This is a genomic window from Pseudomonas sp. PS01301 (assembly GCF_029960215.1).
GTDB lineage: Bacteria > Pseudomonadota > Gammaproteobacteria > Pseudomonadales > Pseudomonadaceae > Aquipseudomonas > Aquipseudomonas coleopterorum.
Map to the genome: position 1 here is coordinate 1 of NZ_JASCPM010000126.1, position 341 is coordinate 341.

Sequence of the window (341 nt, forward strand, 5' to 3'; positions counted from 1 at the left end):
GGCAGAGCCCGCTCCCACATGAGGATGTGACACTATTCATTGTGGGAGCGGGCTCTGCCCGCGAAGAGGCCCTCACTGACACACCGCATACAAAAAAGACGACCCTAGGGTCGCCTTTCTGCATCAAGCCCGAGGTGTCGAACCTGGGCAAGGGCGAGCGCGTGGAAGAAGTGGCGCGGATGCTGGGCGGGATCGATTTGACCAAAGAATCATTGGCGCATGCCAAGAAGATGGTGGTCACGGCCAAGGGGTGATGGTGGCAGGTCCGGCCTCTTCGCGGGCAGAGCCCGCTCCCACAATACTGCAATGCAACCCTGCTCCATGTGGGAGCGGGCTCTGCC

Annotated in this window: 1 protein-coding gene; it reads left to right on the forward strand. The window is 61.3% G+C overall.

Features of this window, described 5'->3' with window-relative positions; genetic code table 11:
- The coding region (locus QMX89_RS22715) for a hypothetical protein (protein ID WP_282349957.1) at positions 1-254 on the forward strand (254 nt) is incomplete at its 5' end.
- Positions 255-341: the final 87 nt, after the last annotated feature.